Annotated in this window: 6 protein-coding genes and 2 tRNA genes; 2 read left to right on the forward strand and 6 right to left on the reverse strand. The window is 35.8% G+C overall.

All coding sequences use genetic code 11. From position 1 onward, the window contains the following. Positions 1 to 96: 96 nt before the first annotated feature. From sov to B0A58_RS05630, 6 genes are all read right to left on the reverse strand, one after another. Positions 97 to 7,341 carry a T9SS outer membrane translocon Sov/SprA gene (sov, locus tag B0A58_RS05605; RefSeq protein ID WP_373863140.1) on the reverse strand — a complete coding sequence of 2,415 codons (7,245 nt, stop codon included), beginning with the start codon at positions 7,339 to 7,341 and terminating at the stop codon, positions 97 to 99. 59 nt (positions 7,342 to 7,400) lie between these two features. After that, the gene (gene ruvA, locus B0A58_RS05610) at positions 7,401 to 7,982 is read right to left on the reverse strand and encodes a Holliday junction branch migration protein RuvA (RefSeq protein ID WP_089080219.1); all 582 of its coding nucleotides are present in this window, start codon (positions 7,980 to 7,982) and stop codon (positions 7,401 to 7,403) included. After that, entirely contained in the window at positions 7,979 to 10,285 is a 2,307-nt protein-coding gene (locus B0A58_RS05615; RefSeq protein ID WP_089080220.1) for an NADP-dependent malic enzyme, read from the reverse strand. Before B0A58_RS05615 ends, ruvA begins: the two co-directional genes overlap by 4 nt. Before the next feature lie 351 nt (positions 10,286 to 10,636). Continuing rightward, positions 10,637 to 10,710: transfer RNA gene (locus B0A58_RS05620), tRNA-Asp, on the reverse strand. Between the two features lie 211 nt (positions 10,711 to 10,921). Beyond that, positions 10,922 to 10,995, reverse strand: a tRNA-Asp gene (locus B0A58_RS05625). Positions 10,996 to 11,082: 87 nt separating this feature from the next. Continuing rightward, positions 11,083 to 12,009 (reverse strand): DUF58 domain-containing protein, encoded by a 927-nt coding sequence (locus tag B0A58_RS05630; protein WP_089080221.1) that lies wholly within the window; start codon positions 12,007 to 12,009, stop codon positions 11,083 to 11,085. A 164-nt stretch (positions 12,010 to 12,173) separates the two neighbouring features. Between B0A58_RS05630 and B0A58_RS05635 the strand changes: the two genes are divergently transcribed. Continuing rightward, a complete protein-coding gene (locus tag B0A58_RS05635; protein WP_089080222.1) occupies positions 12,174 to 13,499 on the forward strand; it encodes a trigger factor in 1,326 nt (441 codons plus the stop codon). Positions 13,500 to 13,694: 195 nt separating this feature from the next. After that, a complete protein-coding gene (clpP, locus tag B0A58_RS05640; protein WP_089080223.1) occupies positions 13,695 to 14,372 on the forward strand; it encodes an ATP-dependent Clp endopeptidase proteolytic subunit ClpP in 678 nt (225 codons plus the stop codon). Positions 14,373 to 14,404: the final 32 nt, after the last annotated feature.

The following is a 14,404-nucleotide window of genomic DNA, read 5'->3' on the forward strand; positions in this document are numbered from 1 at the left end:
ACTATTTTATAAATATATTGGGTATTAAATATGATTTAATAAAAAAGGCTGCCTCATCATTTTTAGGCAGCCTTTTTTTATTTTTTCACTATTGTATTAATTTCCAAAACTATACCGCAATGTAAAACCAGATCTAATATTTGTCATAGGAAATGCAGTAGAAATTACCGCTTTTGTAAAAGTATGATCATAAAAGAAAATAGCCGTCAGGTAACGACTAAAAGCATAATCGGCAGTTAATTTGATAGACATTAATTTTTGTCCACCAGCAAGCAAATTATTATTATAATCCAATTGCCTTACAATTGTTTTGGTATCACGCAACGAAAAATCGGCTTTGATATTGATGTCGCTTTTGATAATTCCTTGTGCATTATCAGCAAATTTAGAGCTTAAAGCTACATCTTTGATGCGATAGCCTACGCCAAATACATAATCAAACCCTCGTACTTCTGTAAGCAAGCTGTTGTCAAAACTCAAGGACAAGGCACGGTCTTTTTTCATTTCGGCTAAAATTTTAAATCCGTTTTTGGTTTCAAAATCTACTCGCATAAGTGGGTTAAATTGTTCTACCAAATTTACGTTTGAAATACTCGTCTTACTAAAAAAATTATCACTTTTGTCAGTGCCATTAGGATTTTGACTGTATTCTAAATTAGACCTGAAATTGTTTATCGTATAGGATGATTTGTAAGCATGTTGAATAGAAAATCGTTTAAAATGCTCTTTAAAATATTTGTATCGCATCAAGCCATTATATTTAACATTCCAGTTGGGCAAAGGAATATTCTTGAAAGGATTAAACGATATTTTAGCCGCTTCTGTTCCAATTCCTGCACTTGTAAAACCCGTATAGGCAGCCAAAAATGCAGGCAATAACACGTCTTGACTGTTTTTGCCAAATCCTACAGGGTAACCATCTGCTTGGGTTGGAAACAATGGAGATCCATAATGAGACGTGGCCAGTCTGTTTGCTACAATCAATCGATTGTGCTTGAAATCATTAAAAACCGACGAAAAAATTTCGTCACTTGCCTTAAACGATGTTTTGAGCATGACTGTCGAAATGGCAAAATTTCCAGTCATGTAAGGCGATCGGGCATTGTACTGACCATTTACAATATCATATTGTTCCGAATGGTTTTCGGCATAAATCCTATCGGCATTGATGTCTATTTTAAAATCAGGAAACAAATCAATGTTGGCAGTAACTTTCAAATTTTTGGTAGTTACTTGTGTAAAGTTTTGGTTAAAATTCGGATAATTAGTCAGCCAACCATTTTGTGCCGCAGCAAATCTAACTTCGTCCTGAAGTCCAAAAACAAATCCCATACTTGGCCTTGAAGAGCCCAAAAATCCGATGCTCGGCAAATAGCCAGGCAATACAGTACCACTGTTTTGGGTATAATCGACCTTGATATTTTTGACACTTGTCAAGACACCAATTAATCCGTCTAAAAATACATTAGTATCTTTTGCTGGAACTACATTGGTATTTACAATTTTTTCACCGGGTTTGGGCGGTGCTTTTGGCGTAGGGTTAGGTTTTGGTGCTTTCTTTTGTTTTGTCAAGCCAATATATTTATAAAAAGTATCCATATTAAAATCGACATTCAACTTATGTGCGGCCGAATTTTGTATGGTATTTCCTAAATTATACACCTGTCCATCTGCTGCTTCAAATGAAGCCATCGCATCTGAAGCCCGTTGCCAAGAGTAAGTACCCGTATAAGTATAACTCGATTTGATAAAGGCTAAAAACGGAATTTTATTTAAAGGCAATTCATAATTTACCGTCAATTGTTGGTTGTGTTGATTAGGGTCGCCAATGTTCCAATAATCTGTCCAAATGGTATTATTAGGGTCGGCAATTTTATTTTCATCTAAAAAATTCCTTACAATATTATTTGAAGACGCTGTAAAATTTAGTTTCAATGCTTTAGTAAGGTTATAATTAAAACCATATTGGTAGTTAAAAGTATAATTTCGTCTATACAACGGATCCAAACCTATACCGTTTACATCTACTTGTCGAAACTGTTGTTTGTTGTATTGTCTTAAAATATTGGAACTGAAATTGATATTTGAAGGCAAATAATTGAAATTAAAATCTTGTAATAGTTTCAAATAAGAGCTTTTAAGCATTTTTACTTTCTTAAATGGCTCTATGGCTTTGGGTTGAAAGGTATAACTGTAATCCACAGTTGTTTTAACCTGTTGATTGACAAGGCTTTCTATTTCATAATCATGGTGTTCGGTTTGGTTATAAGAATACGAAAGGGTCAGGTTTTCAAAATCATAAACATGTGGTTTTGATTTTTCGCCCTTTTCTTTTTTTACACCTATAAAATTAATGCTTTTTCGTTTGGTATAATCTATAGCACGGTTCAACAAATTATTTTTTTCGTTTGCATCTGCGGTTATGTCTATCAATTGTTTAAGTTCGATATCTTGATTAAATGGGTCAAACTTTGGTGTTATGAATTGTTCACCAACGGCATAATTGAACGGCAAATTGACTTTCCATTTTTTGGGCAACAATTTTCCGATATTGATATTGGTAACTATATCATAAAGTTTCAAATCTTCTCTACTTCTTTCGTTTGTAGATTGTTCCAAAGCACCAAATCCAATAGTACTCATTTTACCTGTTGCCGATAATGTTGCCAAGTCTGCAAAATTGGTATCCAACGAGGCTATTGCGGCCATACCGCCTTTGTTGTCTATGCCTGCCAATCGCAATTCGTTAAACCACACTTCGCCTTTGATGCTTTTGGCATTCAAAATAGGGTTGTTTTTAGTATTATTTTTGATTCCGACCATCAAATTTCGAACTTCACCAAAGTTTGGATTTCCTTTGATTCCTATTTTCAACAAATTTGGTTTTCCAGCATTGGCGGGGGCTAATTCGGCTTCGCTTAAATATTTTATCCCATCTACATCGGCTGTAAGGCTGTTGCCCATGGCCAAAACTTTTATTTTTGTTAATAATGCCAAATTCAAATCTATTTGATTGTCTTCTGGCCAAATTTCTTCTGCACTTCGGGCTGCTGGTGCAGTAACTTTTAAAGGAATTTCAATTTGATAATAATTTTGAGTAAAATCATTTCCAAATCGGATGAATCCAATCATTTCATCGTTTTTCAATTCAGGTTCGCCTTTGATACTTTCGGCATGTAAAAACATTTTGAGATTTTTATACTGACGCATATCAACACTTACATTTTTAAAAACCCCTCTCAAATCCCCAGCTTCTAAACCATCTGTTCCCGCTACTTTTAATGACAATGCTTTTTCATTTTGTCTAATGATAGAATTGTTGTTATATACTTGTTCTCTTACAACACCTGGTGGCGACACATAAGGAATAGGTGTTCTGTTTGAGTTTTCAATAATATCTACACCCAAAACATCCAATGCCGTGTTATCATCTACCAAATTGTTGTCTGTGGCATCCATCGAATTGGTGTAGCGTCGCCACTCGCCCCTACTCAAATCGAGTGTTCCAAAACGCATGGTTACTGGCTGAGAAAATCCAGTCATAAACATTCTCATAAATCGAATGGATCTAAAATCTGAAATTCCACCAATAATTCGTTCTGGATTTACTATCGGTATTTTATATTGTACCCAATGGGTTTTGGTTATATTACCATTATTTAAAGTAATGTCTATTTCTTTTTCATCCACTACATACTTGTTGCCTACATGCATTTTAGTTGGATCAATGTCTATACTGTATTCATAGTAAGCATTGATTGTATTCATGGTATTGTCTCGATTAAGGTCTTCTACATCGGGCAATGTTGCACTTCCTCTATCGGTGTTACTTACCGTAACAGGCGAGTTGCCTTGTGGATTATTGTATTTTTTGTATCGATCCAAAACCGTTCCAGTGGCACTTAAAAAAAACTGATAATTATCGCCTGCAGGGTCTGGGCCAGTATTATTATATATTGCAGCCTCTTCGGTATCTGTCAATCCATCTAACCCTACATCCTGGCTTTCGCGGTTGACATCTATGGCGTCAAATGCATAAATCAATGATTGCGACGCTGGAACTTTTCCCCAAATTGATGTGCTTGTTGGCGAAGTATTGGCATTGGGCGTTGGTAACCCATTTTCATATTGTTTTTTCCCATCTTGCAATATATCTTCCGATATTTCTCCTAAATTAAAAAACAATTTACCTTTGTTGGTTACCGGATTTTCCTCCGTTGGGTTAGCTGTATCTACAAATGGATCCATTACCCAAAATTGAATGTATTCTACATTAGCTTGTTCAAAATTGGTGGTATTGATTGCACGTGTTAAACCTCCAAAATTATTTTGAAATGGCGATGTAGCAAAATTGGGGTTAGCATTATAGGGGCCTTTTTCGTTTGGATAATAACTCAAATCAAATGTACTAATTACCGTAGTTTGTCCTGCAACCAAATCTCTATCAGGAAACAATTCGCTGTTGTAAATTCGTCTGGTTTTGTTCAAATTCAAATTGGTTCCTGCTTGCGTTTCTATATAAAAAGTAGGGTCGATGGTGTACCAATTGATTAAAGCTCTTTTAAAACCATAATCAATATTGGTTGAACTCGCTCCAAAATCAGGAAATCCTTGCGTACCATCAAAAATGGGGGTACTAGACATGCTCCAAGACATGGACGCTTTCATGTCTATAGTACTTTGATTGCCTTCAAAATCATCTACATAAATGGTAGATTCTCCATTTACTTTATCTGTATTGGGGGTGTCTGGTTTTAAAAAGGCAACTTCTCCTTTAAAGCTCAAATTAGATTTTACATCAGTATCCATATTGGGCAATTGGTTTACAAGCCTTGTAAACAAAGGCACTTCTGTGGTATAGCTTGTATTGAATCCAAAAATAGTATTGTTTACAGATTCTTGACCATAAGCTGATTTTTGTGTAAATGGCCGTTCGCTCATTCTCAAAAATGTTCCCCCAACAACAAAATTATCCGAAAATTTATGCTCTACATTTAATCCATAAAACTGTCGGGTTTGTTGTCCGAAAATGGAATTATTTTCTACCGATACTTGAATTGGAATTCCCGAGGCTTGCAATGAAGGATCTAATATTTGAACCCTACCTTGCTGATAATTAACCGTATAATCTATCCCCTCTTGCAAAACACGTCCTCCAGCAGTAACTACTACTGAACCTTTGGGTACATTGATAGCTCCCAGCGGTATGCCGTCGCCACTACTCGATTTGAATTTTCCTTTCAGTTGGTATTTGTTTTTTTCAGCATCTTGTAGGGCTTGCGTTTGCGTTCCTGTATATAAACTTCTAAAAACATATTTGGCCTGGTTTGGGTTATATGAAGTTGTATTGTAATAATCTTCTGTAGATCCTAATTTATCAAAAATAGTTTTTCCAAATGGCTCAACTGTTGTAAAAATAACACGTGCATTTTGTGCATCTACTGTTATTCCAGGTAAAAAATCAAAAAAACCATCGCCTCCTGGTTGTGGATCGTTGGTAAAATTGAGTTTATCCATATTAAATACTTTCAATAAAGGTGTTTCGGCTACCCTATTTTCGATGGAAGGATTGGCTGGAAATGGGGTAGTACCAACGGGTTTGATATAATTTAATGGTGAAGGATCGCTATATACAATGTTAAATTTAAAATCTTGAGGAGTTAATTGATATGCTCCTTGAATTTGATAAATATTTTTCATCATCAAATTCCAAACGGGTTGTGTTACATTAGTCAAACTGCTTTTCAACATTTTTAAAACCAAACTTTGGGTACTCGGGATACCAATATTATCTACATTAGTTGCATTGACACCGTCATTGGCAAATTCTCCTACTTGATACAACTCATCTCCAATTGTATATTGATAAGCAACGGCCAAAACCTCATCGTTTGTAAGTCTTTGTTGTAGAGATATGTATCCAAGTTGTGGATGAAAAGTAAATTCACTTGCCGTCAATTTGCGGGCATTTTCTAGTTTTACCCAGTCTCTGCCCTCGCTAGGATTTATTGCAAATCCATTAAAACCATCATTGATTGTAGCAATTGTTCGGATATCGGCATCCAAAATACCACCTCCCAAAGCAATCAAAGCAGGATCATATTTGTTATTTTTATTGTCTGCGGGCGAATTGGGTTGTACCATAAAAAAAGGGGTGATGGTATTGGTCAGTGAAAAACTTGACACCACATTGGGTACATTCGTCAAATCTGACTCTCCTAAATCCTGAAGGGCTACTATATTTCTGGAATTATTTTCGGTAGTATTGATTCTATTCTGTCTATTGGTTACCCATACCTCTACTCGGGTTATGTGTACTCGGGTGTCCAATATAGGATAACTTTTTAATACCTTATCATATTGATTTCTAAAATATTGCGACAAGAAAAAATGTCTGTCGGCATCATAATCCAAAGCAAATAAATTAAACTCTTGTACCGTAGCACCATTTTGAGAAGTAACAGATTTCGTTTTGGATTTTTGTTCAGAATACAAACCTGTTATTGTAGTACGGCCAAATTTGAATTGGGCTTTTACTCCAAACAAACTTTGTGCACCCCTAATTAATGAGCCACTCAATGGCATGCTAATATTTCCAATTTCCAATTTTTGCAAAATATCGTCTGTTTTTCCTTCAAACGATTTTGGAATGGCGTTGGCCAATTGTTGTCCAGAGGTTGGTATTTTTGAAAGAACAGGTATTTTTGTATCTGCCAATATATCTGACGGATTAAACTCTAATTTAATTAAATTCTGAAACGAAAAAGTCGATTGGGTATCATAATTCATATTTACATTCAATCGTGTACCCACTTTGCCTTTTAATCCTACACTAATTCTTTGGTTAAAATCAAAAGTAGTGGTAGCCCTATTTTGAGGAGTCAATGCAGGGTTGTCTTGTTTTGTATATCGAAGTCCCAAATCCAATTCTACAGATCCCGTGGGTTTAATATCGATGGTATTGCTTCCAAAAATGGTAGAAAACAAACCTGAATTGATATAATATCGAGGCAATAAATTTTTCTTAGCCGCTTCACTTCCTTCTTTTTTACCATCCATGGCATCGGCCTTTTTCTTAAAATAATCGTGCATAGACTCTTTTAATACCAATTTTCGATACTCGGCTGGGTTCAATATAGTTGGGTATTTAATGGAAAATTCAGCAACTTTACTAGTCAAAATATACTGATTTCCAATAGGGTCATAACTATAAGCCTCCACAATAGTGGGTGGATTGCTCAATGCTATTTTGCCTTTATGGTATCCTAAAGTGTCTTTGACAGCAGCTGTTTTTGTAGAATCTACTTGTGCCATTACACTCAATCCCATCAAAAAAAACATGATTATAAAACCTATTTTTGGGGAACAACTATTGGTAAAAAAAGTTAATGTTTTCAATATTATAAATTTTTTAAGGCTAATTTAATGATCGCTTCAACACTTGCATCTGGAGTTTGTGTTAAAATTTTTTCTATGACTTTTTCTGATGTTTTTCTAACAAATCCTAAAACCTCCAAAGCTGATAACGCTTCTTCTTTATTTGTATTGTAATGAGCCATCGAAACTTCGTCTAAATCGTATATTTTTAAAACTTTTTCTTTCAAATCCAAAATTACACGCTGTGCTGTCTTACTTCCAATTCCTTTGATGGATTGTATCGTACTGACATCGCCAGAGGCTATGGCTTGAATAATTTGTTTTGGGTCTAATGACGACAACATAGTTCGAGCAATCCCGGCTCCAATCCCTGAAACAGACAACAACAATTTAAAAATTTCTCTTTCTGATTTTTCTACAAATCCAAATAAACTATGTGCATCTTCTTTTATTTGTAGATAAGTAAATAACTTTACAAAATCTGTTTGTGGCAAAAGTGAATAAGTATGCAGCGAAATATGTATTTGATACCCTACACCCCCACAGTCTATTACAACTTCTGTTGGACTTTTTTCTACTAATTTTCCTTGAATGTGTGCCATCATATCATTTGATTTTTTGAGGTCAAATACAACTGTTTTTTTACTTTTTCTTGTGCATCCACTACGGCCACTGCCGACATATTAACCATTTCTTCTACACTGGCTCCAAGTTGAAAAATATGAACAGGCTTGTCCATTCCTAACATAATAGGGCCAATGGAATCAACTTTATACAATTCTTTGAGCAGTTTGTAGGTGATATTGGCAGCCTCTAAATTTGGAAAAATTAATGTATTCACTTTTTTACCAGCCAATTTTGAAAATGGAAATTTTTTCAACAACAAATCTGGGTTCAGTGCAAAGTCGGTTTGAACTTCGCCGTCAATAATAATTTCGGGGTGGTTTTGATGCAAATAAGCCACTGCTTGCCTTACTTTTCGGGCACTTTCGTCTGTAGAAGAACCAAAATTTGAAAATGAAATCATGGCTATAACGGGTTCTATCCCAACCGTTTTAACCGTTTTTGCAGTCATGATCGCAATTTTAGCTAAATCGTCGGCACTTGGATTGATGTTTATAGCTGTATCCGACAAAAACATAGGCCCTCTATTGGTCATCATAATATTTGTTGTAGCTACCAACGAGGCATTTTTGGCTTTGCCAATCACTTGCAACATGGGTTTTACAACATTTGGATAACTCCTCGAATAACCTGTAACTAATGCGTCTGCCTCGCCATGTTTGATCATCATTGCTGCAAAATAATTGCGTTCTCTCATCCATTTTTGTGCATCCAAAAGCGATATGCCACTGCGCTGTCTTTGTTCAAAAAACATTTTGGCATATTCCAATCGAAGGTGGTCGTGTTCTTTGTCTTTTGGGTCTATGATGGCAATATCGGCATCAAAACCAATTTCGTCTTTCAACTCTAATATTACTTCTTTATTACCCAATAATATAGGTTTTGCTATGCCTTCTTCATATACAATTTGTGCTGCTTTCAACACATCTAAATGATCTGCCTCGGCAAAAACCAGTCTTTTCGGATCTAATTTTGCTCTGTTAGACAACGATCGGGCGGTTTTATTATCAGATCCTAAACGGTCTAAAAGTTCAATTTCATAGCGTTCCCAGTCGGTTATGGGTTGTAAGGCTACCCCCGAATCCATGGCGGCTTTTGCCACTGCTGGCGATACAACGGTTATCAATCGAGGATCAAAAGGTTTGGGAATGATGTATTCTTTTCCAAAATTAAGTTTGGTTTCGCCATAAGCAATATTAACTTGCTCCGGAACGTGTTGCTTGGCCAAATTGGCCAATGCTCTTACTGCGGCCATTTTCATGGCTTCATTTATTTTAGTAGCCCGAACATCCAAAGCTCCCCTAAAAATATAAGGAAATCCCAATACATTATTTACCTGGTTTGGATAATCGGATCGACCCGTTGCCATAATAATATCGTCTCGGGTATTGATGGCCAGGTTATAATCTATTTCTGGAACAGGGTTGGCCATTGCAAAAACAATAGGATTGGCTGCCATACCCAAAAGCATTTCGGGCGTTAAAATATTGCCAGCCGAAAGCCCCAAAAACACATCGGCATCTTGAAGGGCTTCTTTCAAAGTGGTGCCCAATTGTCCAGAAGTATATTTTTTTTGTAAATCAGACAAATCTGTTCTTTCTATACACAATACCCCATCTTTGTCAAACATGATGATGTTTTTGGGGTTTACTCCTAATAATACATACAAATTTGAACAAGCCAATGCTGCAGAACCTGCTCCAGAAACCACTAACTTGATGTTTTCAATAGACTTACCCGCTAATTCTAAAGCATTGAGCAAGGCTGCCGATGAAATGATGGCCGTACCGTGTTGGTCGTCGTGCATGACAGGAATTTGTAACTCTTCAACCAAACGTCTTTCTATTTCAAATGATTCTGGTGCTTTAATATCTTCTAAATTGATCCCACCAAAGGTTGGCGAAATGGCTTTTACTGTTTCGATAAATTTATCGATATCCGTAGCATCCACTTCTATATCAAATACATCGATATCGGCAAATATTTTAAACAACAACGCTTTTCCCTCCATAACGGGTTTAGAGGCTTCGGGGCCAATGTTTCCAAGGCCCAATACGGCCGTTCCGTTGGATATTACGGCTACTAAATTGCCTTTTGCAGTGTATTTATATACATTATTAACGTCTTTTGCAATTTCCAAACAAGGCTCTGCCACCCCTGGTGAATAAGCCAACGACAAATCCCGTTGGGTTGCATATTTTTTGGTGGGAACAACTTCAATTTTTCCTGGTCTTGGTTTGGCATGGTATAAGAGTGCCTCTCTTCTTTTACTGTATTGTTTCATTTTGTTTAAGTAGTTTTATAAAAAAAATTATTAGATTGGTATAATAATTTTTATCGACCTACAAAGATATAAGACTTCGTTAAAAAAGGAAATTTTTAAGGCTAAACTTTTTAAAAAAAATGCAAATCATAGTTGTTTAACAATAAAATTCTTGTTTTTTATGAAAAACAGACGCAAACGATTTCGGATTTGATATAAAATCAAAAAAGCTTATCGCCGAGGCGAAAAGCTTTTCATTGGTCTAACTACTAAACCTGTCATGCTTTTACACATGACGAAAACAACACAACTATTTTTAATATCTTTATTACTAATGTATAACGCTCCTTTTTTGAGTTTCTACATCATTAGCGGTCTGGACGGGACTCGAACCCGCGACCCCATGCGTGACAGGCATGTATTCTAACCAACTGAACTACCAAACCTAATATTATTGGCTATAAAGATATAAAAAACATTTCAACAAAAACAACTGTTTGTTTAAAAAAGCTTATCGCCGAAGCGAAAAGCTTTTCATTGGTCTAACTACTAAACCTTTATCATGCTTTTAAAACATGACGAAAACAACACAACTATTTTAAAAACCTTATTTTGGACAAAAAAGCACTTTGTTTCCAAAGTGCTTCTCCAATTTTGCGGTCTGGACGGGACTCGAACCCGCGACCCCATGCGTGACAGGCATGTATTCTAACCAACTGAACTACCAAACCATTGTGCTTTATTGCGGTGCAAATATACAACTGTTTTTATTATTTCCAAGCTTTTTTCTAAAAAAAATAGTTTAATTTTATATTCTTTTATCTAAAACTTTGTTTTTCAGCTAAATATGTGGTCATAATTTTTTCAAAATTACCCGATACATCAACAGGTACATACTTTATTTTGTTTTGAGAGCAAGTCAATTCCAAATTTTTTACAAAAGAAGTCATCATTTTGTTGTATTCTTGTTGTATCCCTTCGGCAAATACATTCACACTTTCGCCCGTTTCTAAATCTACAAATTTTCGAGGGCTGTTGTCGTACTGAAAATGCCATTCTGATGCGGCTTCCATAACATGAAACAATACTATTTTGTGTTTATTATGTTGCAAATGTTGCAATGCGTCAAACAATAACTTGTGGTCCTCTGTTTGAAACATATCCGAAAATATAACAATCATCGATCGGCGGTGTATTTTTTCGGCTACCTGATGCAAAAATGTAATAATATTGCTGGTCTTTTTTTCTTGAGGGTTTTCTATCAAGTGTTCTAATTGATGAAGTAACATATTATGGTGCCGCTCGCTTCCTTTTTCGGGAGCATAAAAATCATAGTCGTTTGAAAAAACGCTCATCCCAACGGCATCTCGCTGTTTTTTTAACAAATTCATCAATACGGCTGTTGCCAAAACTGAAAATCCTATTTTGTTTTCAAAAAAGTTTTGAGGCCTTTTCAATGCAGGAAAGTGCATCGAACTCGAATTGTCTAATATAAAATGACACCTCAAATTGGTCTCCTCTTCATACCTTTTGGTAAACAATTTATCCGTTTTGGCAAACAATTTCCAATCGATATGCTTGGTACTTTCGCCACTATTATACACTTTATGCTCTGCAAATTCAGCCGAAAACCCATGAAAAGGGCTTTTGTGCATACCCGAAATAAATCCTTCAACTACTTGATGGGCAAGAAGTTCCAAATTTTGAAATCGGGAGATGGTTGCTTGTTGATGCTCTAAATTCATAATTCAAAGATACATTTTTTTTGATAAACAATACTTTTTTCATCAAAAATATGACCATTCAAACAAGCCAAATTCCTTATTTTTATTTCGCCAAAAAAAATTGTAATTGTTTAAAAAAATATATATTTTTGCCAGCCAAAATTATCACGTAACAAAACATAAAAATGGATATTAAAAGAGTAGCAATAGACGCTGTAAATGAAGTAATTGTAATGACCGTTGTGCACATGGATTACAAAGGTCAGGTGGCCAAAAGAATAAACGAAAAAATGCCTCTAGCTACTGTTAAAGGTTTTAGAAAAGGACAAGTTCCCAAAGATTTAGTAGCCAAACAATATGGAAAAGCTATTAAAATTGAAGAAGTAAAAAAAGTAGTGGATTTAGCACTTACGAGATATGTACAATCTGAAAGATTAAACCTTTTAGGATCGCCAATTGCTAAAGAAAACGACTCGTTTTCTTGGGACGATGAAGAACTTGTTTTTGAATATGAAATTGGTTTAGTACCCCAATTTGAATTGGATTTAGAAGCCAAAAACGATATTGTAAAATATGTTATCGTTGCAGATGACAAACTAATAGACGGACAGGTTACCAGAATTCAAAAACAATTTGGCACCCCAATTCCGCAAGACGAAGTAGCTCAAAACAGTGAAATAGAAGGTACTTTTTCAAACGAAGCCGAAGGCATCAACAATTCAAGCATTGTATCATTAGACATTTTTAAAGACAAAGCTACTGCCGATTTATTCCTAGGCAAAAAAGCAGGCGATGTGGTAACATTGGCCACAAAAGGCCTATTTGAAGACGACCACCAATTGATGGACTACCTCAAAATTGGTCATGACAAAGTACACGGATTAGACATCAATATAGACTTTACGATTCAAAGCATTCATGCTATAGAACCAGCCGAATTAAACCAAGAATTGTTTGACAAATTATTTGGAGAAGGCAACGTAGCAAGCCTCGAAGAGTTGAAAGTCAAAATTAAAGAAGATGCCGAAAATCAATTTGCTCAACAAGCCGATCAAAAATTATTGACAGATGTTCAAGATTTTTTAATCGAAAACACAAAATTTGATTTGCCAACAGCCTTTCTAAAAAAATGGTTGCAAACTGCAGGCGACAAAAACCTTACGCCAGAAGAAGCCGAAGTAGAATACAACCGCTCTGAAAAAGGTTTGCGTTTTCAATTAATCGAAGGAAAAGCATTGTCTCAAAACAATATTCAAATTACTTTTGAAGACTTAAAAGGCTTTACACAAGGATTAATCCGCCAACAAATGGCTCAATACGGACAACTGAACCCAACAGACGAAGAAGTTCAAGGTATAGTGGCAAAAGTTTTGTCAAACCAAGACGAAGTTCGCCGTTTGTCCGACCAAGTTGTAGCTGTAAAACTACTTGAATTGTTTAAAGAAAAAGCCAACGCTACCGAAAAACACGTTACTTACGACGAATTCGTAAAAGAAATGTATGGTGAATAATATTTAAAAAAAATAACTATATTTGGGCGTCAGAAAAACATTTTTTTGACGCTCTTTTATTTGAAGCCAATCCAGCTATTCGTTTCAAGTTTTTTCATGTACTCCTTTTTTTGATTTCAAAAAATAGTCGTCCATTTCAAAAACTTTTCACTACTATCTGGGCTAATACAAAACATAACCATAAAATAACAAAACATGAACTACGGAAAAGAATTTAAAAAATTTGCTACCAAACACCAAGGCGTAAATGCCATGTATTATGACAAAATGATCGCACACCTACAACCACAAAACATGACCCCATACATCATCGAAGAAAGACACCTCAACGTATCGCAACTCGATGTGTTCTCTCGATTGATGATGGACAGAATCATTTTTTTAGGCACAGGAATAGACGACCAAATTGCCAACATTGTTCAGGCACAACTCTTGTTTTTAGAAAGTGCCGATGCTGCAAAAGACATTCAAATATACATCAACTCACCAGGAGGCAGCGTATATGCAGGGCTTGGAATATACGACACCATGCAATACATCAAGCCCGATGTAGCCACCATTTGTACCGGTATGGCAGCCTCTATGGGCGCTGTATTGTTGTGTGCTGGGGCTGCTGGCAAACGCTCTGCCCTACCCCACTCTCGTGTGATGATTCATCAACCATCGGGCGGTGCTCAAGGAGTGGCCACAGACATGGAAATCAACCTGCGTGAAATGTTGAAACTCAAAGACGAATTGTATCACATAATTTCGACACATTCGGGTCAAAGTTTTGAAAAAGTACACCAAGACAGTGAAAGAGATTATTGGATGATTGCCGATGAAGCCAAAGAATATGGCATGATTGACGAAGTTTTGAGACGAAACAAATAATAAAACTACACTATCCAAGAGCACTATTTTTA

It is taken from the genome of Flavobacterium branchiophilum NBRC 15030 = ATCC 35035 (assembly GCF_002217205.1).
Classification (GTDB): domain Bacteria; phylum Bacteroidota; class Bacteroidia; order Flavobacteriales; family Flavobacteriaceae; genus Flavobacterium; species Flavobacterium branchiophilum.

Excerpts from the sequence above, each read along its gene's own strand:
- sov (WP_373863140.1), bottom strand. The coding sequence starts at position 7,341 with ATGTTTTTTTTGATGGGATTGAGTGTAATGGCACAAGTAGATTCTACA.
- ruvA (WP_089080219.1), bottom strand. The coding sequence starts at position 7,982 with ATGATGGCACACATTCAAGGAAAATTAGTAGAAAAAAGTCCAACAGAA.
- B0A58_RS05615 (WP_089080220.1), bottom strand. The coding sequence starts at position 10,285 with ATGAAACAATACAGTAAAAGAAGAGAGGCACTCTTATACCATGCCAAA.
- B0A58_RS05630 (WP_089080221.1), bottom strand. The coding sequence starts at position 12,009 with ATGAATTTAGAGCATCAACAAGCAACCATCTCCCGATTTCAAAATTTG.
- B0A58_RS05635 (WP_089080222.1), top strand. The coding sequence starts at position 12,174 with ATGGATATTAAAAGAGTAGCAATAGACGCTGTAAATGAAGTAATTGTA.
- clpP (WP_089080223.1), top strand. The coding sequence starts at position 13,695 with ATGAACTACGGAAAAGAATTTAAAAAATTTGCTACCAAACACCAAGGC.